This is a genomic window from Streptomyces sp. MMBL 11-1 (assembly GCF_028622875.1).
In the GTDB taxonomy this organism is placed as follows: domain Bacteria; phylum Actinomycetota; class Actinomycetes; order Streptomycetales; family Streptomycetaceae; genus Streptomyces.
Genome location: NZ_CP117709.1, coordinates 4567889 through 4586634, shown reverse-complemented (window position 1 = coordinate 4586634; position 18746 = coordinate 4567889). Strand labels below are relative to the sequence as shown.

20 protein-coding genes, 1 pseudogene and 1 CRISPR repeat array are annotated in these 18746 nt (G+C 71.1%); of the genes and pseudogenes, 11 read left to right on the top strand and 10 right to left on the bottom strand.

The genetic code is table 11. The features are described 5' to 3' along the window. Positions 1-163 precede the first annotated feature (163 nt). Both PSQ21_RS20210 and PSQ21_RS20205 read left to right on the top strand, forming a co-directional pair. Positions 164-775, top strand: coding sequence for a Uma2 family endonuclease (locus tag PSQ21_RS20210; protein ID WP_274032031.1), 612 nt, complete (start codon positions 164-166; stop codon positions 773-775). A gap of 35 nt (positions 776-810) precedes the next feature. Beyond that, entirely contained in the window at positions 811-1335 is a 525-nt protein-coding gene (locus PSQ21_RS20205) for a DinB family protein (RefSeq protein WP_274032030.1), read from the top strand. A gap of 187 nt (positions 1336-1522) precedes the next feature. On the opposite strand, the gene PSQ21_RS20200 is transcribed toward PSQ21_RS20205, so the two are convergent. Continuing rightward, positions 1523-1936: a DUF4259 domain-containing protein gene (locus tag PSQ21_RS20200; RefSeq protein ID WP_274032029.1), complete on the bottom strand. Its 414-nt coding sequence runs from the start codon at positions 1934-1936 to the stop codon at positions 1523-1525. 60 nt (positions 1937-1996) lie between these two features. Then, positions 1997-2710, bottom strand: coding sequence for a class I SAM-dependent methyltransferase (locus PSQ21_RS20195; protein WP_274032028.1), 714 nt, complete (start codon positions 2708-2710; stop codon positions 1997-1999). Between the two features lie 241 nt (positions 2711-2951). Beyond that, a CRISPR array of direct repeats spans positions 2952-3712; the repeat unit is 29 nt; unit sequence GGGGCCACCCCCGCGTGCGCGGGGACCAT. A 172-nt stretch (positions 3713-3884) separates the two neighbouring features. Between PSQ21_RS20195 and PSQ21_RS20190 the strand changes: the two genes are divergently transcribed. From PSQ21_RS20190 to PSQ21_RS20180, 3 genes are read left to right on the top strand one after another with little or no spacing between them, the layout of a single operon-like run. Further along, on the top strand, positions 3885-4121 hold the full coding sequence (locus PSQ21_RS20190) for a hypothetical protein (RefSeq protein WP_274032027.1): 237 nt from the start codon (positions 3885-3887) through the stop codon (positions 4119-4121). A gap of 60 nt (positions 4122-4181) precedes the next feature. Further along, on the top strand, positions 4182-4985 hold the full coding sequence (locus tag PSQ21_RS20185; RefSeq protein WP_274032026.1) for a hypothetical protein: 804 nt from the start codon (positions 4182-4184) through the stop codon (positions 4983-4985). A 12-nt stretch (positions 4986-4997) separates the two neighbouring features. Further along, positions 4998-5288, top strand: coding sequence for a hypothetical protein (locus PSQ21_RS20180; protein WP_274032025.1), 291 nt, complete (start codon positions 4998-5000; stop codon positions 5286-5288). Positions 5289-5873: 585 nt separating this feature from the next. Here the strand turns inward: PSQ21_RS20180 and PSQ21_RS20175 are convergent. Both PSQ21_RS20175 and PSQ21_RS20170 read right to left on the bottom strand, forming a co-directional pair. Next, positions 5874-6974, bottom strand: coding sequence for a MarR family transcriptional regulator (locus PSQ21_RS20175; RefSeq protein ID WP_274032024.1), 1101 nt, complete (start codon positions 6972-6974; stop codon positions 5874-5876). Positions 6975-7407: 433 nt separating this feature from the next. Next, positions 7408-7818, bottom strand: a complete 411-nt coding sequence (locus tag PSQ21_RS20170; protein ID WP_274032023.1) for a VOC family protein — start codon at positions 7816-7818, stop codon at positions 7408-7410. A gap of 102 nt (positions 7819-7920) precedes the next feature. Here PSQ21_RS20170 and PSQ21_RS20165 point away from each other — a divergent pair. After that, positions 7921-8452: pseudogene (locus tag PSQ21_RS20165) on the top strand (HAD family hydrolase). A 108-nt stretch (positions 8453-8560) separates the two neighbouring features. Here the strand turns inward: PSQ21_RS20165 and PSQ21_RS20160 are convergent. Both PSQ21_RS20160 and PSQ21_RS20155 read right to left on the bottom strand, forming a co-directional pair. Next, positions 8561-9892, bottom strand: coding sequence for a hypothetical protein (locus PSQ21_RS20160; RefSeq protein ID WP_274032022.1), 1332 nt, complete (start codon positions 9890-9892; stop codon positions 8561-8563). Between the two features lie 35 nt (positions 9893-9927). Beyond that, the gene (locus PSQ21_RS20155; RefSeq protein WP_274032021.1) at positions 9928-10404 is read right to left on the bottom strand and encodes a DNA-processing protein DprA; all 477 of its coding nucleotides are present in this window, start codon (positions 10402-10404) and stop codon (positions 9928-9930) included. 36 nt (positions 10405-10440) lie between these two features. Here PSQ21_RS20155 and PSQ21_RS20150 point away from each other — a divergent pair, with 36 nt between their 5' ends. Both PSQ21_RS20150 and PSQ21_RS20140 read left to right on the top strand, forming a co-directional pair. Further along, entirely contained in the window at positions 10441-10701 is a 261-nt protein-coding gene (locus PSQ21_RS20150) for a hypothetical protein (protein ID WP_274032020.1), read from the top strand. Between the two features lie 799 nt (positions 10702-11500). Next, complete coding sequence (locus PSQ21_RS20140; RefSeq protein WP_274032018.1) at positions 11501-12604, top strand: methyltransferase domain-containing protein; 1104 nt, start codon at positions 11501-11503, stop codon at positions 12602-12604. Here the strand turns inward: PSQ21_RS20140 and PSQ21_RS20135 are convergent. The 3 genes from PSQ21_RS20135 to PSQ21_RS20125 form a co-directional block, all read right to left on the bottom strand. After that, complete coding sequence (locus PSQ21_RS20135) at positions 12601-13125, bottom strand: GNAT family N-acetyltransferase (RefSeq protein ID WP_274032017.1); 525 nt, start codon at positions 13123-13125, stop codon at positions 12601-12603. The genes PSQ21_RS20140 and PSQ21_RS20135 overlap by 4 nt on opposite strands. A 247-nt stretch (positions 13126-13372) precedes the next feature. Next, positions 13373-14215: an ABC transporter permease gene (locus tag PSQ21_RS20130; protein WP_274032016.1), complete on the bottom strand. Its 843-nt coding sequence runs from the start codon at positions 14213-14215 to the stop codon at positions 13373-13375. Next, a complete protein-coding gene (locus PSQ21_RS20125; RefSeq protein ID WP_274032015.1) occupies positions 14212-15270 on the bottom strand; it encodes an ATP-binding cassette domain-containing protein in 1059 nt (352 codons plus the stop codon). Before PSQ21_RS20125 ends, PSQ21_RS20130 begins: the two co-directional genes overlap by 4 nt. 127 nt (positions 15271-15397) lie before the next feature. On the opposite strand from PSQ21_RS20125, the gene PSQ21_RS20120 reads away from it, so the two are divergent. Together PSQ21_RS20120 and PSQ21_RS20115 are read left to right on the top strand one after the other, a co-directional pair. After that, entirely contained in the window at positions 15398-16294 is an 897-nt protein-coding gene (locus tag PSQ21_RS20120) for a TetR/AcrR family transcriptional regulator (protein ID WP_274032014.1), read from the top strand. A 61-nt stretch (positions 16295-16355) separates the two neighbouring features. After that, entirely contained in the window at positions 16356-16760 is a 405-nt protein-coding gene (locus PSQ21_RS20115) for a PPOX class F420-dependent oxidoreductase (RefSeq protein WP_274032013.1), read from the top strand. 130 nt (positions 16761-16890) lie between these two features. On the opposite strand, the gene PSQ21_RS20110 is transcribed toward PSQ21_RS20115, so the two are convergent. After that, positions 16891-17958 (bottom strand): WD40 repeat domain-containing protein, encoded by a 1068-nt coding sequence (locus PSQ21_RS20110; protein WP_274032012.1) that lies wholly within the window; start codon positions 17956-17958, stop codon positions 16891-16893. Positions 17959-18016: 58 nt separating this feature from the next. Here PSQ21_RS20110 and PSQ21_RS20105 point away from each other — a divergent pair, with 58 nt between their 5' ends. Then, positions 18017-18727 carry a GDSL-type esterase/lipase family protein gene (locus PSQ21_RS20105; RefSeq protein ID WP_337961679.1) on the top strand — a complete coding sequence of 237 codons (711 nt, stop codon included), beginning with the start codon at positions 18017-18019 and terminating at the stop codon, positions 18725-18727. The last annotated feature ends 19 nt before the right edge of the window (positions 18728-18746 follow it).

Sequence of the window (18746 nt, the reverse complement as noted above, 5' to 3'; positions counted from 1 at the left end):
GTACGGCTGTACGGATACGGCCCGGCACCCACGCGGTGTGCCGGGCCGTTTCTGCGTCACTTTCTGCGTCACGCGACCGGGTGGCATATGCCAGAAGCGCGGTCTTCGGCTGTCCCGTCCTACGATGAGGCTCTCGGCACCAGCCCATTCCAGGAGGCCCGCAATGTCTGCAGCAGCAGTCGAGCACCCCTGTGACGATGAGCCGGAAGCGCTGCTGGAAACGGCCGACCGTCTCACCGAGCAGCTTCCGGGGCATCGCGTCGAGATCATCGGAGGCCTCGTCACCGTGGCCCCACTCCCGGACGGCCCGCACGCCGACGTCCTGACCACACTCACGGTCCCCTTCCTCGCCGCCGGTCTGCACGGCGAGGAGTCGAATGTCCTCCAGGGCATCGGTCTCTGGCTACCCAGTGGCCCCGAGGACTACGTGATCCCCGACCTGGCGATCGTGGACGCCGACTTCGACGAGCACCTGATCGAGAACAACTGCTACGACCCCGCCTGTTTCCGCCTGGTCCTGGAGGTCACCTCCGGGAACTATCAGACCGACCTGCGCCACAAGGTCACCGCCTACGCCCAGGCCAAGATCCCGGTCTACGTGATCGTCGACCGCAAGCACGGCCGGGTCCACGTCCTGACCGAACCGCTCCCCAGCGGCTACGACCGCCACGAGGTGTACGCCCCCGGCCAGCAGGCCCCGCTCCCCGCCTCCATCGGTACCGAAGTCTCCCTGGACGTCGACGAGATCGTGCGCGCGGGCCGCCCGAAACGCTGAGGACGGGAGCGGGGCGCGCCGCTAGGGTGCGGTCCATGAATTCACCCGTATCCCCTGCCGCCCCCGTACCCCATGTGCCGTACACCGGCGGCGAGAAGGAAAGTCTTCACATCAGTCTCGACCGGCACCGCGATGTCGTGCTGTGGAAGCTGGAAGGGCTGGACGACGAACAGCTGCGCCGCCCCATGACCCCGACGGGGACGAACCTGCTCGGCCTGGTGAAGCATCTGGCGACCGTCGAGTACGGCTGGTTCTGCGCGCCGTTCGGCCGGGCGACCGAGACGTTCTGGTTCGACACGGAGACCGAGGACATGACGGTCGGCCCGGACGAGACGACCGCCGACATCCTGGCGTTCTACGCCCGCGCCCGGGCGGCCGCCGACACCGCGATCCGGGAGACGGACCTGGAGACGACGGGCACCGCGTGGAACGGGCGGACCGTGTCGATGCGCTGGGTGCTCATCCACATGCTGGAGGACGTGGTGCGGCACGCCGGTCACATGGACATCGTCCGCGAGCTGATCGACGGCGCGACGGGCAGCTACCCGGCCCCCGCCTGAGCCCTTGAGCCGCTGCCCCCTGCCCTCTGCCCTCTGCCCCCTAAGCCGCTGACTCCCTGACCCCCTGAGCCCGCGCCCCCTTGAGCCGCTGCCCCCCCCTGAGCCCTGCCCCCTTGAGCCGCTGCCCCCCCTGAGCCCTGCCCCCTTGAGCCGCTGCCCCCTTGAGCTCCTGGCCCGCCCCTCCCACTCACTCCCCCGGCACGCCCGCCAGCACCGCACGCAGCGCGGCTATCCCCGCGAGCCACTCCTGATCCGCGCCGGCGTCCGCCCACAGGTCCAGCGGTTCCGCGTTCTCCGCGGTGAGACGGTCCAGGGCGCGCACGGCCAGCGGGCGCAGGTCGGCGGGGAGCGGCGGCAGGGGCTCCTTCGGACCGTACGCGGTGGTGACGGGCTCACCCCCGGGACACTGCGCGGCGATCAGCGCGGCGGCTGCCACCGCCTCCTCCCCGCCGTCCGCGTAGTCCGCGAGCCCGGTGTCCGCCACGGCGGCCAGGACAGCACGGAGCACGTCCGCCTTCTTCCCCGGCTCCGCGTCGTCGACCCGGCCACCGAAGTCGGCGGCGGTGTCGTTGTCGAAGTGGCCGATGTCCCAGGCGCCCATGGAGCCCCCCTCAATCCGCTGTGCGGGTCCCCCGCTGTCGCAGGTCCCCCCGTTGACCGGTCAGCCCGTTGTGCCGGTGTCCCCATCCTCACAGCCACCACTGACAATCGGCCTGCGCGCCAGCACGAACCCCTGCGGCGTCCGCTCCGGGAACGGCCCGTCCTCATCCCGCTCCCGCCACACCACGGACCGGACCTCCAGGCCCGCCTCCCGCAGCAGCGCGGCGATCTTCTCCGGCTGCCGCCGGTGGAAGTCGAGCGAGATCTCCGTGCCCCACGCCTCCGTATACCGCTGCGGCTCGTCCCCGACCTGGAAGCCCAGCTGCACGTGGGCCCCCGGGGCCAGTACACGGAGGAACTCCCCGAAGGCGCACGGCAGTTCCTCGTCCGGGACGTGGATGGTGGAGTACCAGGCGAGGAGGCCGCCCAGCGAGGCGTCCGGGAGCCCGAGGCCGAGCATGGAGCCTTCCTCGAAGCGCAGGCCCGGGTGCTCCTTGCGCGCCACGGCGACCATCTGCGGGGCGAGGTCGATTCCGAAGACGTCGAGCCCCAGGCCGAGTCCGTGCAGATACTCGGTCACCCGGCCGGTGCCGCAGCCGACATCGGCCACTGGGAGGCCGCTCCCGCCCGCCGCCACGAGTTCCGCGAACGTGCTCAACAGCGCACGCTCCAGGGGCTTGGCGGCCAACTCGCCGCGCGCGAAATCCACGTAGGCGGGGGCCATGGCGTCGTACGAAGCACGGGTGGTGTGCAGAAAGTCAGGATCGGCGGTCATGGCCCGGAACCCTACGACAGGCCTGAGACACCGCAACCGCATGCGCGGCACCGCCGCAGGCCGGTGCGGTGTGCCGGGCACCGACCACTGATGAGCCATCAGCGGGTCGGTTGACCTGCCAGTTCCCGACCCGCCGACCGCAGGCGCCCGCGCTACAAGATGGAGGGACCCGCAGGAGAAGGGGTGCCGCCCTTGCGCGCGGGGACCATTTGTTGTCCGGCATCGCGGTGGTCTCGACCACGGGGCCACCCCCGCGTGCGCGGGGACCATCGAGTGCCCTCGGCGTCGTTGTGCTTCTTGTAAGGGCCACCCCCGCGTGCGCGGGGACCATCGGCGGCGACCGATGGGGCGGATGCGGGCGAAGGGGCCACCCCCGCGTGCGCGGGGACCATGCAGAGCAGATCTGCGCCGGTTCGGTGGACCAGGGGCCACCCCCGCGTGCGCGGGGACCATGAGCCGTGCGCGCCGATCCCGCCGGAGATCGGGGGGCCACCCCCGCGTGCGCGGGGACCATCGGTTGAACATGTCCCAGTTCGCCGGCGGCGCGGGGCCACCCCCGCGTGCGCGGGGACCATTGGGGGTGGCTGGACTGAGGAGTGCCAGGCCAGGGGCCACCCCCGCGTGCGCGGGGACCATATGATCCCGCCCTTCCCGTTCTGGCGGGGGACGGGGCCACCCCCGCGTGCGCGGGGACCATATGACCGGTTGGCTCGCCGACCGCCGCCAGGCGGGGCCACCCCCGCGTGCGCGGGGACCATTGGGGCACCGGCTCCCGCTCCACGCAGGACCTGGGGCCACCCCCGCGTGCGCGGGGACCATAACGGGTACGACATGTACCTGGACAACAAGTGGGGGCCACCCCCGCGTGCGCGGGGACCATAAGGACGTCGGCGACCAGAAGCGCGTCGCCCGGGGGCCACCCCCGCGTGCGCGGGGACCATACCGGCTGCGATCCATTGGAATCCATTCCATAGGGGCCACCCCCGCGTGCGCGGGGACCATAGTTCGTGACCTGCGGGTCTATGCGCCCGAGGGGCTGTTTTTACCCACTTCTTGAGAAACGGACATATCTCCCCGATGTGGCAAACCGTTCTGGCCCGGAGCTGGGCATGTACAGGGGTGATTCTGCCCCTCGCCGGCGGGCAAGGGAAGAAGTGTCCAGCCGGGCGTCCTCGTGTCTCCAGCAGCTTGCACGCCGGATGCACCAGCGGTCGAGGCGCATCGGGCCAGCCGGGTCGGCTTCCTGCTGGACCTCAGCGGACGACGCCCGGTGCTGGAGATCAACACGGTTCCCGGCATGTCCGGGCACGGCAACGTGGCAACGACGGCCGCCGCCACGAGCATGCCCCACGCCGAACTCGTCTCCACGGTTCTGGGCACGGCGTTCACGAAACCTCGGTACGTTCCGTAACACCCCTGCAGCACCCTGGACGAGCCCTGCTGCACGCCCCCCGCACCGAGGAGAACCCCTATGTCCGCCGTCCTGACCACCGACCACCCGGCCTGGAGCGAAGCCGGGGAAGACGGTCGTACGCGAGCCGTGCGGACGGACACCGGCGTCTGGGCCCTGTCGTGGGACTCCGCGGGCCTGCACATGCAGTGCGTGTCGGGTACGGAGGACGTGAAGCCCCGGAGCGTCCCGACTGACCCCGGATGCCTGCCCGAGACCGTGCCTGCCAAGCTGAAAGCCGGCCTGTGCGGTCTCGGCCCGACGCAGCGCCTGGCCAATCCGTGGCTGTGGGACGCGATCACCACGGCGATTCTGCGCCAGGTCGTACGAGCCGGGCAGGCCCGCAAGCTCTACCGGGCCTGGTGCTCGGCATACGGAACCACTGTGGACGGCCCGTACGGCGAACTCGCCATCGCTCCGTCGGCGGAGCGGGTCCTGGAGCTGGCGGACGAACAGTTCGCCGGCATCGGGGCGAAGTTCCACCGCAGCGTCCTCAAGGCCGCGGCGGAGCACTACGTGCGGGACGGCGTGGCCTGGGAGCAGCTCAACGCCGACGACCTGATCGCCGCACTGGTGAGTGTTCCCCGGATCGGCCCCTGGACCGCTGCGGCTGCCGCCTGCGACTTCACCGGTGATTTCAGCGCCTACCCGCACGACGACCTCGCGGTCCGCACCTGGGCCGCACAGATCGCCCCTGCCCACCCCTGGCCGGACAAGAAGGACAAGTCGTTCGGTCCGATGTGGACCGCGTTCGCCGGTCCCGACCGTACAGCTCTGCACGCCTTGACCCTTTCCACGCTCACCTGGGGCTCCCATGCCCGCTGAACTGGAGGATCGATGCAGGAGTTACCGCTCATATCGCGTGCCGACCGGCCCGGGAACTCGACGCTCTGTTCGCTGGTGCAGGTCGTCCACCACCGGCAGGACAGCGAGGTGGAACGCATCGGCTTCTTCTTCGAGGCGACCCGGTGGTTCGGCGACCCCGTCTACAAGGAACCGTCCAAATGCCTCGCCCTGGAGTGGTTAAGCGCCCACGACCTGCCTGACCTCATCGAGTACCCCAAGGAGGGGCTCCTCGGGTACCTGGCCGCCGACAACAGCACGCTGACCGAGCACGGCTGGGCCTGACCCCGCGCCGGGCATCCGCGGGTACGTACGCCGCTGGCGATATCCCGGCCGGACAAGGAGAGGGACCTGCTGAAGTTCCCTTCCGAGTCCTGACAGGCACGTCTCTGTCGTTGGCCGCTGTCACCTATGGGGCCCGGGGGCCGCCCCCGCGCGCGCGGGGACCATGACTCGGTCCGGTCCGGCAAGACCATCGCGTCGGGGCCACCCCCGCGTGCGCGGGGACCGTAGCGCGGCCGTCAGCCGGTCGAACACCGGCCAGGGGCCATCCCCGCGTGCGCGGGGACCGTGTTCGTGACCTGCGGGTTTATGGACCCGAGGGGCTGTTTTTATCCACTTCTTGAGAAACGGACATATCTCCTCGATGTGGCAAACCGTCCTGGCCCGGAGCTGGGCATGTACAGGGGTGATTCTGCCCGTCGCCGGGCGTGTGCGGTATCTCGTTCTCGGCACGAGGAAGGGCGTTCGTCGTCGTGTTCGGGATCTCGTGGTGGCGCATGGCTGCCCTGCGGGAGGTTCGGTGGCCCGTCGTGCGCTTGGCCCGTGGCTTCTGTCGGCCAGGGGGCGAGTTGATCGTGACGCTCGGGCTCAAACGGGCTTGAGCAGGTCGCGGAGGTTTCTCATGTGGGCCTTGACGTCGGCGATCTCGGCAGGGTTGGGAGGGTTCTCGCCGTCCACGGAGTGGGCCTGGCGGCAGGGGCGGCAGAGTCCGTCGGGGAGGGCTTCCGGGGGGCCTGGGCGGCCGCAGGCTGTGCATTCCACGAGGACATGGTGGGCAGGGGTGGGAGTGCCGGGTGAGCCGTTCTCGGTGGGGAGTTGGGGTGGGATCTTGTCGGTGAGGCGGCGGCGGAGGAAGCCGAGAGGGCTGTCCACCTTGGCGGGGAGTCCTGCGGTGAGGGCGTGGGTCAGGTAGTCGACGCTCACGCCCCGGGCCAGCCATTCCGTTGCCTGCGGTTCCAAGGCGGTGCAGTCGTCGGCGGACAGAGCCAGACGGTGGTCCTCGCGGCCAAGGCGGGCCAGCGCGAGGTAGGCGGGGGAAGGGCTGGCCCCGGAGGAGGCATGGGGCGTTGCGGGAACCCCGCCCGGGGCAGGTGGAGTTGGCTCGGGCGCCCGGCCCGGGGCCGGGGTGCGCTGGTGCGGTACGGCGGTGGGCTCGGGGGTCTGTTCCGTACCGGTGCGTTCCGGGGCGGGCAGTGGTGGCGGTTCCTCGGCCGGGGCCCACGGTGGCGGCGGAGCTGTGTCGGGGGCGGGCGGCGAGGGCACGGGGGCTGTGTCCAGCGCGGCCTTCTCGGTGGCGAGGTAGGCGTTCCACCACTCGTTGTCCCGGGCCGTGCGGGACCAGAACGTGCGGAAGACCCAGCGCGTGTCGTCTCCCGCTCCGACGACCGGGCACCGGACGCGGCGTAGGTGTCCGGCGACGGACAGGGAGTTCAGGGAGGTGGAGATGGCCTGCTGGCCGTAGAGCGGAAGCTGTTTCGCCAGGGTCTTGACGCTCATCGCCGCGCCCTCGGGGAGGTGGTCGACGAACCCGGCGACATACCGCTCCCGTGTCGGCAGGAGCGCGAAGTCGTCGCGCGTACGCGGGCGTTGGTCGGGTGCGGAGCGTTTGCCGTAGCCGGGCTTGGCCATCGGGTACGTGGGTGAGGCTGCTGGGGCGCGCAGGGCAGGGCTAAGGTGCTGGGTAGCCATGGGATCGGCTTTCTGGGTTATCGATCTTGTGGTGAGACCCCGGCCGGTGCGCTTACACCGCGTCGGGGTCGCTTGGTTCTCGCACCGTAAGCAGTCGTGACGCTGCGCCGCAAGCTGTCACGATTAGTCATACTTGCTGACCGTTCCGGAGGTGGGGAGGGAGGGAGGTTTTCCCAAACCCCTTCTTCTGCCTACCGGTTAAAGAAGGCGCTCGAATCCCGGGTCCCGCATCCCGACGCCCGAGTCCCGACGCCCGGGCCCCGACACCCGAGCTTCGGGCCGGGGGCCCACTCACGTCCCCCGGAAGAGTGAACCGACCGTCCCGAAGCCCGAGCCCCGGGCTTCGGGCCCCGGGCTTCAAGAAGGTTGCTTCTTGCCCTCACCCAGGGCTGCTCGCGGTCAGTCGAGGCACCCCAGCCCTCAAGGCAACGCCCTAGCCGCGATCGGGCCAGACCGGCCCCTGCTCGCCCCAGACGACACCCTTGTTGCGGCACAGACAGAAGGGGTGCCCGACCGGGTCGGTGAAGACCCGCCAGCCGAAGCCGTTGGGACCGATGAAGTCCTGCTTCAGCGTCGAGCCGAGGGCGACGACGCGGCTCTGCTCCGACTCGATGTCGTCCACTTCGAAGTCGAGGTGAAATTGCTTGGGGTGCTCGGTGTCGGGCCACTGCGGGGCGCGGTAGTCATCCACCCGGATGAATGCCAGCTCGATCTCGCCGAACCGGATGCCCGCCCAGTCCGCCGAGCTGTCCTCCTTGATCGGACGGCCCGTCACTTCGGAGTAAAAGGCCGCCAGCTCCATTGTGTCCGGACAGTCGATAATGAAGTCGGTGAGTCGCAACATCCCGCGATCTTGGCACAAGCCCGCCCGTCCGGACCTCGCGGTCCCGCATCGTCTTCATCCGGTCGGCGAGGTGGCCCGGAGGAAACGGCCTGGGCTCGACGTGTGAAGACGTTCGTGTTCGACATAGGCGAGGCTGTCGTCCGCGACGACCGTTCCCGGGGTTCCCGGGGTTCCCGGGGCTCCTGGGGCTCCTGGGGTTCCTGGCTCGGCATGCCCAGACACACGCTGTCCGCCCCGGGTCGGCGCCGTGACCGCCCAGGGCGCGACAACTCCGAAGCGCTGAAGCTGGTGAAGCCGGGTATCGACATTCCGGCCGAGTACGCCGCCCGCGAGGCAGCCGGACGGGGTGAGCACCTCGATGAGTCCGACCTGTACGAAGACGTCCGCCCAGCGCTTGCGGAGCCACGGTCGCAACCTCTGAGGAGTGGGGCTGCGCCAAGCCTTCGGCGGCATTCTTCGCACAGGTCCGGAGGCGTCCGGTGCCACCGCCACAGACACCGTGTGCGTCGGAGACCACCCCGCGAACGACACGTTCCCCGCCGCCAGGGCAGGGCTCCGCACCGCGCACATCCGCCGCGGCCCCTGGGGACACCTATGGGGTGCTGACGACCACGTGCACGCGGCTGCCGACTGAGTGGTCGGCTCTCTCACGGACCTGGTTGGGATCGTGACCGCAAGATGATGGGGGAAGCGGCCTTCGTATCACTGCTGGGCCAGTACGTTCGGGCGGTGCCGCCACACGTTATGTCCCCAGCACGTCCATCAAGTGATCGTCCAGGTCGGTGACGAAGTCCTCACGTCGCCATGGCCGCAACTCCGACCTGGCCCTCCGCAGTCGAATCACCGGCACACGGCCGCCGGTCACCGTAGCCGAGAGCACGCACTCGTGCAGCAGCTCAGCAGCCGACCGGGGATCACCCATCCGAATGCGGGCAAGAGCCTGATCGGTCCTGACGATCGCGCGCTGCACCTGCTCGCGAGGCGCGACCAACGCGGCTGCCGAAACAGCGAACCGGTCATGTGCGACCGAAGGATCACCGACGTACAGCTCGCACACCCCCTCGAACCCCCGCAGGTGGCCCGCCGAGAAGCTGCTGCCCGATGGATCGCCGTCGGTCCGGCCCTCGATGTCGTACCAAGCCAACCCGAGCGCCGACTGTGCCTGCCGCTTCAGCCCCGCCCGCGCGGCGATCTCGGCCTGGAGCGCGTGCGCGCGTGCCCGTACCCGGACGCTGTCCCCCGTGCGCGTCGCACGCACCGCTCGGTCGACGAGCCGCTGGGCGTCAGAGAGGTCGGATGACGAGTAGAGGGTCACGAGCGCATGACTCATGTGCACCGATGCCTGTCGCCACGAGTCTCCGAGTTGCTCGGCCTGCGCGGCTGCTGTGGCGTACAGAGCGCGTGAAGCCTGATCGTCCCTGTTCTCGAATGCCAGGCGGCCGGCCAGGGAACAGGCGGCGACGGTAACCGCGCGGACGTGACCAACCAGCGGGCCGGGGAGTGCCCCTGCCTGCAGAGTGCGGCACGCGTCGATCACGGGCGTGAGCAGCAGTTGCAGACGGACCATCGGCACCGCGCCCACTTGCGCGTTGATGTCGGCCACCACCGCATCCAGCCCGGCCACGGTCTCCTCGGTCACCTTGCCGGGGTCGGTCAGGGCAGCGGAAAGACCGGCCCGCAGGGGTGTGGAGAGCAAGGCCAGCACGCCGCCGGTGTCCGTCGCCGTACGGACGAGCGCGGTGCGCAGTACGGCGACTCGGGACTCGCTCTCGCCGAGATCGAGCAGCGCCCCGAGCAGCTCAGCCAGGTCGGACCCGGGACCTACAGACAACTGTCCGGCCGGGGTCCGGGCGTAGAGGTGGGCGAGGAGAAGCTGATACCGCTCGTCGGGCAGTGTCGGCGCGGCCGACTCCCAGCGGGCAACGGATCGCTGGACACTCGCCACGGCAGGTAGCCGCGGGTGATGCAGGGCCATGGCGGTCCGGGAGAGCGCACGTGCGGTACCGGCCAGGGAAAGACCGCGGCCGTGCCGTAAGCGTTTCAGAGTTGCCGCCCCCGCGGCCCGGTTGCCCATACGGCCATAGTGACTCAGCCCGCGACCGTGCGTTGCTACACCGGCACGATCAGTCGTGGCTTTCCCTGCTCGGCTGTGTAGTTGATCGTCTGCCACGTGCCGGTCGACGGCCCCGTGGCGTGAGGGAACCCGATGGTCATCGACGTGCGGTCGACCATCCACCGGTTCCGTGCGTGGTAGGCCGGGGACCGGAGCTCGGCCGCTGCGAGCTCCACGATCTCTGTGATGCGGCCCCTCGCACGAGCGACGGCCTCACGCGCCTCGGCCGGCTGCTGGCTCAGGGTGCCCGGCGTGACGACCGTGATGGCCGCCGTTGTCCGGTCAGCGAGCCAGAGAAGGGCGAGCGAGTCGATGCCCACGGCACCGCCGAGGTAGAAGTGGGCGGCCGGAGCGAAGGGTTCGAGGTACCGCTCGAACAGGCCGGCGCACTCGGCGAGGGACTTGTGGCCCGTCTTGCGAGTCCCCGTGATCGTCACCGTTCGCATGATCCACTCCGTGTCATAGCTTGTCATATCCCCAGAGTCGGCCGGAGTTGAGACCGTCGAGGCATGAAAGCCACCGACCTGCAGAGACTGGCTGGACACCTGCGCGATCACGGATTGCGGGTTGTCGCCCTCGAACCCGAACTTCGACTGCACGCCACGAATCCTCTGCACAGCCTCCTCACCGAGGAGATTGTCGCCGAGGAAGGGCGCTACGTCACCAGCTTCTTCCACGAGATCGGCGAGCGGGGACACGAGAAGGCGTGCGCCGACCGTATCGCGCGCCTGCTTGCGGTTTCGAAGCCCGCCACAGCGGGGGCGTTGTGACAGGGGTAAAGGAGAAGCGACGGCAACGGAGCGGCGAAAGGGCGTACCGGACCTGGCTCGGCCACACCCAGCGCTGCCCCGCCTGCCGTGCCGGGGTCTTCTGTCCGGCCGCTGTCCACCTTGGTCGTGCCTGGCGGGAGGCCCGAAGCACATGAGGTGCTACACGGAGGGGGACGCGCATGAGTTTCCGGTTGAGGACGGTATTGGCGCCTACTGTCCGGAGCATGCGGTGACGTTGTTGTGGCGGGGTGACCCGATCGTTTCCGCTGATGTGACCGAGGGCGGCACGGTGCCCGACCTGGGTGGGCTTCGGGCGGGGGCGGACGGTCCGTACGGTGTTGCCTGCCGCAGCGCCTCGGTGACCGGTCTGGCCGACGTGCACGCCCTCTGTCTTCGGCCGGACTGCGTCTGCCCGTGCCATGAGGCGGCCACCGCTCTACGGGAAGCCGGATGAGCATCAGCCTGTCGGCTGCGGATGTGCGTACCTGCGAGGCGTGTTGGCGCGCACCGGTCACTGCCGTACGGCGTACCGAGGGCGGTCGGGATCTGTTGTGCCGGGCGTGTGCCGAGGGTGGCTGTCCGCGCCGGGTCGATCTCTTTCAGCCGTACGGGATCTACCGGCTGCACCGTCCTGCCCATCGAACCGTTTCACCGATCAGAGGAGATGCATGATGACTACTGCCTCCGTACGTGCCGATGCCGGTAAGCATGGCGGGCCTCCGTCGGACAAGCCGTGGACGCCGCCGTCGGAGCCGAAGCCGTCTCCGGACGGCAGCCGCCCCCAGTGCGTCCCGCAGCCGTGAGCACCGCGCAGGGCGTTCCTACGTACCCGGCTCTGGTACAGGAGTTGGCCGATCGTGGGCTGCTCACCGCCCAGTGGCGGCGGGTGTTCGAGGCCGTACCGCGCAGCCGGTTCGTCCCTGCGGACGTGTGGCGGCAGTTGCCCGACCGGTGTGAGCCGGTGGTGGGGTCGGATGCGTGGCTGGCGTTGGTGAACAGCGACGAGCCGGTCGTCACCCAGCTCGACGACGGAGCCTCGGGCGGGCCCGGTGTCGCCACGTCGTCGAACTCGATGCCCTCGATGGTCGCCCGGATGCTCGCGCTGCTCGAAGTCCAGGACGGGCACAAGGCGTTGGAGATCGGCACCGGCACCGGGTACGTCGCGGCGTTGCTCTGCGAGCGGCTCGGTGACGATCTCGTCCACAGCGTCGAGCTGGACCCGGTCGTGGCCCGGCAGGCGGCCGACGCCCTCGCGCAGTCCGGCTACCGGCCGCACCTGCGCGTCGGGGACGGCGAACAGCCCTGGCCCGGCCTGGGGCTCGTGGACCGGCTGATCGCCACCTGCGCCCTGCGGTACGTCCCGTACGCGCTGCTCCGGCAGGTTCGGCCCGGTGGAGTCGTCGTGGCCCCGCTCGCCCGGGAGTTCTGGTCCGGCGCGCTGGTCCAGCTCCGCGTACAGGCTGACGGCACCGCTACCGGCCCGTTCTGCGGCGGGGCCACCTACATGCCGATGCGAGCCCACCGCGTCCCCGATCTCCACGAGGTGCGGGGCCAGGGAAGGGCGCGTGCCGCTGGGCTGGACCCCGCCCGCCTCCTCGATCTCGGGTTCGCCCTGTACGCCGGAGCGCGGCTCCCCGGCGTACGGCTCATCCACCAGAACACCGCCGAGGGCGTTCAGGTGTGGGCGACCCGGGAGGACGGTGGTGCTGCCACGGCCGCCTCCGGGGAGGATGTGTGGCAGTACGGGCCCGGGTTCCTGTGGGAGGAGATCGAGCAGGCCTGGTGGGAGTACGAAGCGGTGGGGCGACCCGACGCCGAGGAATTCGGGCTGACCGTGACCGACCGGGGCCAGCAGGTGTGGCTGCGGGACCCGGCCGACGTCATCCGGCCCAGCAGGCCCTAACGGGCCCCCGGCACAGGTGGGTTGCCCGCCCACCGCCTCTCGCCGTCCGCCCACTCCCCGGTCGGCCGGAGGCCCGCCGCCTCGGCCACCGCCTCCGATGCCGCGTGGTCGGGGTGGACGTGGGCGACGAGCTCCCGGACGTCTCCGGCCGCTACCAGGTGCGCCGCGAGGCCCTGCGCCGCCTCGCTCGCGTAGCCCCGGCCCTGCCACGGCGTCCCGACCACCCAGGCGATCTCCGCCCGGGGGCCCCGGACGGTCGCCTGCACGTATCCGGCGAGGCTTCCGTCCGCGCGAATCCGGAGCACCCAGTTCCACCACAGCTCCCCCGGGTCCGGCGATCCGGCGCACTGCCGCTCGTACCGTGACCGGAGCGCGGCCGGGTCCGGCGGGCCGCCGCCGGTGAACTCGTACAGTCCCGGGTCCGCGAGGACGGCCGCCATCTCCTCGGCGTACGCCGGATCGAGCGGGAGCGCGTCGAGGCGGGCGGTGGTGAAAGGCAGGGGCGTGATGGTCGTCGGCACGGTGCCCGACCCTATGTCGGCCACCAGGCCCCCGGCACCTTGGTTTCCGCAGCTCACGGCCGGTGTGGCCGCTCCGGCAGGAGGCTGAACGGTTCGTGGCGCTGGTCCTTGCCACCCCGGGCGCCGAGGAAGCTTCCACGGCGCTTTCGCTGTGGAGGGTGCCGATCGGAGGTCCCCGTGTACCGCGCAGCGAACCGCCGAGCCCACGCGCCCACGAACGGTGCGCGGCCTGTCCCGGCTCGGGCCCTTACCGGCTCAGGCGCTGGAAGCGGCGCACCGCCAGCGGCAGGAACACCAGCGTGATCGCGAGCGGCCACACCAGGGCCATCAGCAGGGCGTGGTCCTCCACCCACGTGCCGCCGCCCGCCACGGGGTTGCCGAACAGTTCGCGGGTGGCCGTCGCGGTCGAGGAGATCGGGTTCCAGGCCGCGATCGTGCCCAGCCAGCCCGGCATCAGGGACGGGGCCACGAAGGTGCTGGAGATCATCGTGACGGGGAAGGCGACCGCGTACAGACCGCCCGCCGCCTCCGGGGTGGGCACCAGCATGCCGAGCCAGACGCCCACCCAGATCAGGCTGAACCGCAGCAGCAGGAGCAGTCCGAAGGCGCCGAGGGCGGCCGGCACCCCGCGGTCCGCACGCCAGCCGATCAGGAGCGCGGTGGCGGCCAGGATGGTCAGTTCGGCGGCGGCCACCGCCAGGTCCGCGGCCCCGCGCCCGGAGACGAAGGCGGAGGGAGCCATCGGCATGGACCGGAAGCGGTCGACGACCCCCTTGGCGGCGTCGGTGACGACGGCCACGGCGGTGTTCATGAAACCCATGGCCATGGTCATCGCGAACATGCCGGGCATCAGGAACTCCCGGTAGTCCCCGCCCCCGGGCACCTTCATCGCGCTGCCGAAGACGTATCCGTACAGCAGGACGGAGAGGATCGGGAAGCCGAGCTGCCAGACGACGGCGGAGGGGTGGCGCTGGTAGTGGGTGAGGATGCGGCGGGTGATGTTCCAGCAGTCGGCGACCGCCCAGTAGGCGAGGCGCTGTTCGCGGTCCGGGCCCGTGGCCGCCGCGGGGTTCCTTTCGAGTGTGGTCATGCCGCCGCCGCCTCTCGTGCGTCGCGGCTCTCGGTGGTGGTGCCGTGGTTCGCGGTGTCGTCGCCTGCCGCGCTGTGTCCCGTCAGGCGCAGGAACACGTCGTCCAGGCTCGGCCGGCGCAGCCCGATGTCCTCCACCGCGATCCCGTCGTCCTGGAGGCTCCGGACCACCTCGGTCAGCGCGGCCACCCGGTCGGCGACCTGGGCGTGCACCCGGCGGGCGTGGGCGTCGGTGACGACGAGTCCGCCCCCGGCCACGCGGTCGACGGTCCTCGCGACCGCGGCGAGGTCTGCGGCGTCGGCGGCCACCACCTCGATCCGGTCGCCGCCGACCCGGTTCTTCAGCGCGTCCGGGGTGTCGTCGGCGATGGCCCGCCCCCGGTCGATGACCGTGATGTGCGAGGCGAGCCGGTCCGCCTCGTCCAGATACTGCGTGGTCAGGAGCACCGTCGTGCCGTCCGCCACCAACGCCCGGACCGCGTCCCAGACCTCGCCCCGGCCGCGCGGGTCGAGCCCGGTCGTCGGCTCGTCCAGGAAGAGCACGTCGGGCTGGAGGATCATCGAGGAGGCCAGGTCGAGACGGCGTCGCATGCCGCCGCTGTACTCCTTGGCGCCCTTGTCGGCGGCCTCGGTCAGGTCGAACCGGTCCAGCAGTTCCCCGGCGCGCTGCCGGGCCCGGCGGTTGCCGAGGTGAAAGAGCCGCCCGAACATCTCCAGGTTCTGCCGCCCGGTGAGACCTTCGTCGACGGCCGCGTACTGGCCGGTGAGCCCGATCCGGCTCCGTACGCGGCGGGGTTCACGCGCCACGTCGAGCCCGGCGACCTCCGCCCGGCCCGCGTCGTACCGCAGGAGCGTGGCGAGGACCCGCACGGCGCTGGTCTTGCCGGCCCCGTTCGGGCCGAGCAGGCCGTGGACGGTGCCGGGGCGGACGGCGAGGTCGAATCCGTCGAGCGCCCGCTTCTCCGTCGCCCCCTTCCCCCGCCCCCGGTAGCGCTTCACGACCCCCTCGGCCTGCACCGCGTACCCGGACGCGGGCCCGCTTTTAAGCATGGGCATGGCATAACCCCCTGAATCCCCGACTGGCCGGTCATTAATCGAGTACACCGTACCTCATAATGAGTACGGTGTACTCCTAAACGGGTACGGTGTACCCAAGCCTGTTCCGGAGCACTACGCTGACCCCATGGCGAAAGACGGATCGACAGCGGCGACGGACGGCACGGCCACCGGGAGCGGCGACATCGCGCGCAGCCTGGAACTCCTGTGGGGCACCGGGGAGCGCCCCAACCGCGGCCCCAAACCGGGCCTCACCCTGGACCGGATCGTCACCGCCGCGGTCGCCGTCGCGGACACGGACGGGCTGGCCGCCGTCTCCATGCGCCGGCTCTCCACCGAGCTCGGCACGGGCACGATGTCGCTCTACCGGTACGTCCCCGGCAAGGCCGAACTCCTGGACCTGATGCTCGACCGGGTGCTGGGCGAGCCCCTGTCCACCGAGCCCGACCGTCCCGGCGGCCCCCACGGCGGACCCGACGACTGGCGGACGGCGGTCGGCGCCATGGCCCGGTCCTACCGGGACAACCTGCGCCGCCACCCCTGGCTGCTGAAGATCAACCAGGCCCGTACGGTGCTCGGCCCCAGCGCCCTGCGCGGTCTGGAGGTCTCCCTCACGGCCCTGCGGTCCATGGGGCTGCGCGACCCCGAACTGATCGGCGTGATCATCACCGTCAACAGCTTCGTGGAGGGCCTCGCCCGTACCCAGGGGGACGCGGCGGAGGCGGTGGCGCAGACCGGGCTGAGCAACGAGGAGTTCTGGGACAGCCAGCGCCCCTACCTGGAGCGGGCCATGCTCAGCGGCGCGTACCCGATGATGGCGGGCATGTCGGAGGACACCTTCAGCGCCGACTTCGACCACTTCGAGTTCGGTCTGCGACGGCTGATCGCCGGGTTCGAGGCCCTGGTCGCGGAGCGGGCCTCGGAACAGGTCGCGGAACAGGGCTCGGAGCAGGGCTCGGAGCAGGGCTCAGACGGGACCGCGGACCGGACGGCAGACCGGACCGCGGACCGGGCGGCGGGCTGACCGGCGGGCCGGGCAGCGGCCCGGACATGACAGCGTGCCCGGCCCGTGCCCCAATGGATATATGGACGCCAGCCCGGAACTCGCTCCTTTCGTCAAGCAGTACACCGTCCTGCTGAGCACCCGCCGACAGAACGGAACCTCCGTCGGCACCCCGGTCAACATCGCCGTCGAGGGCGATCACGCGTTCATCCGCACGTTCTCCTCCGCCTGGAAGGTCGAGCGGATGCGCAACCACCCGCAGGTGGAACTCGCCCCCTGCACGATCCGGGGCAGGCCGACGGGACCGCAGATCAAGGCGCACGCTCGGCTGCTGCGGGCGGGTACGAAGGAGAACACGCACGCGGCGCGGATGCTGTCGCGGAAGTACCCGATCGTGCAGGGCGTGCTCGTCCCGCTGGCCCACCGGCTGAAGCGGGACCGGACGCTGCACTACGAGGTGTGGCCGGTCACGGACGACGACACCTGAGCACGACCGCGCCACCCGCCCGGGACCGCCGCCCGCCTGCCCGCCTGCCCGCCTGTCCGGCCACCCGGGACGACCGCCGCCCGCCCACGTGCCCGGCCGCCCGGGGCGGTCGCCCACCCGCCCCGTCCGCCTATCCGCGCCGCCGCTTCAGCGCGAACCAGAGCACCGCGGCCCCGGCGAGGACGGCGACCCCGAGGGTCGCGTTGCCGCTGCCGCCCTCACCCGCGTCGCCGGCACTCCCCTCGCCACCGTCCTTCGACGGGGCCCCGGACCCTTCGCCGGAATCAGAACCGGAACCTGACCCACCGGAATCGGCCCCGGAACCGGAACCGCTTCCCTGCCCGCCCTTCACCTCCACCCGGACGACCCCGCTGCGCGCCCCTTCCGAGCCGAACATCAGGGCCGAGCCGTCCGCCGTGTACGTCACCGACTCCGCCTGCCGCTGGAACGGGGCCCCGACCGAGCGCTCCTCCCCGAGGCGGCCCTTCTCGAAGGCGTACTCCCGGGCGCTGAAGTACGAGCGCAGCACCAGCCGGGTCCCGTCGGGCGAGAAGGCCCCGTCGGTGACCCACGGCACCTCGTCCACCCGCCGGAACACGTTCGTGGAGCCGGCGGTCAGCTTCGCGGGACCTTCGTAGAGGCCGCCGCCGTCCTCGTTCTTGGAGGCGATGTAGACGCGGCCGGTCTTCGGGTGGACCATCAGCGCCTCGGCGTTGCGGGCCCCGTCGGCGTACGTCACGTCGTACTGGACGGCCGTCACGGTGGCGTCGCGCAGGGTCTTCGGCTCGGGGAAGCGGTAGATCCAGACGTGGTCCCAGGTGCCGTCGAGGTTGTCGCCGATGTCACCGACGTAGAGGTCGCCGTCCGGCCCGACCGAGATGCCCTCGACGTCCCTCGGCTCCCCGACGCCCCGCATCGTGATGGTCGCGAGGGTCTTCCCGGTGCGGGAGTCGACGGCGTAGACGTAGGGGCCGTCGTCGCTGTCGTTGTGCGTCCAGTAGACGCCGGGGTGCGCGCGGCTGGCGGCGAGGCCGCTGGACTCGGTGATACGGGGGTCCTCGATCGTGAAGTCACGGTCGGGCCGTCCGTCGTCGGCCACGGCCGGACCGGCCCCGGCGAGCAGCGGGACGGTGACGGCGAGAGCGGCGGCGAGGGTGGCGGCGGCGCGGCCCGCCGGGCCGGTCGGATACGAGCGCATGGCCCAAGTGTCCATCGTCACGTCGCAGGCCGGAGCGGTGATCGGCCATGATGACGCCATGCGTTTTCTCCCGGTCGGCGATTCCATGACCATCGGCGCCACCGGCGACTTCACCTGGCGCTACCGGATGTGGCAGCACCTGGAGGCGTGCCCCGGCCTCCCGTACGAGATCGTCGGCCCGCGCACGACGCTGTACGACATCGAGGCGGACGCCCCGGTCTCCCACGCGTACGCCGATCCGTCCTTCCCGCCCGCCGCCCGCCGGCACCTGTCCGGCTGGGGCGAGGGCTGGCTGCACATGGCCCCGGTGATCGCGGACGCGGTGCGCGAGACGGAGGCGGACGTCCTGCTGGTCTCGCTCGGCCTGATAGACCTCGGGTTCTACACGGACGCCGAGCAGACGGCGGCCAACGCCCGCGCGTTCGTCACGGCGGCCCGCACGGCCAACCCGCACCTGCGCATGGTGCTGCTCCCGGTGATACCGAACGTCCGGGCCATGACGGACGCCCCCTTCGCCGCCTCCTGCGCCCGCTTCAACGCACTCCTCGCCAAGGCCGTGGCCGACCTCGGCGAACCGTCCTCACCGCTCCTGCTGGCCTCGCACCCCACGGCGTACGACATCCGCACGGACACCTACGACGGCACCCACCCCGGGCCGACGGGCGAGCACAAACTCGCCGCCGCCTTCGCCGACGCGATGCACCAGGCGTGGGGGTTGGGCGGGCCGTACGCCGTGCACCACGCGCAGGCGCGGGCGCAGGCGGCCTGACCCTGACGTCCAAGCAGGG